1 protein-coding gene is annotated in these 265 nt (G+C 65.7%); it reads right to left on the reverse strand.

The window, feature by feature from the left end; translation table 11 throughout:
* A partial coding sequence (locus NCR93_RS31725; RefSeq protein ID WP_250532474.1) for a 2-hydroxycarboxylate transporter family protein occupies positions 1 to 265 on the reverse strand: 265 nt, incomplete at both ends.

Below are 265 nucleotides of genomic sequence, written 5' to 3' on the forward strand. Positions count from 1 at the left end.
GCGCAAAGGGCATCAGCGTCATCCGGTTGGCGGCCGTCAGGATCGCCACGTCGCCCGTGCCGCCCTGGCCGCTGTGGCATGCGTTCACGATCGCGGTGTCGATAGGGTACATCTTCATCAGCCGTCCGACCACGAAGCCCGTGCCCATCAGGGTCGCGACCGTGATCACGATCGTCACGATGTTCGCCACCGTGAACGCCGCCATCAGCTTGTCCCACGGCGTCATCGCCACGCCGATCGCGAACAGCAGCGGATAGGTCACCGC

The sequence above is a fragment of the Caballeronia sp. ATUFL_F1_KS39 genome, assembly GCF_023630985.1.
Taxonomy (GTDB): Bacteria; Pseudomonadota; Gammaproteobacteria; order Burkholderiales; family Burkholderiaceae; genus Caballeronia; species Caballeronia zhejiangensis.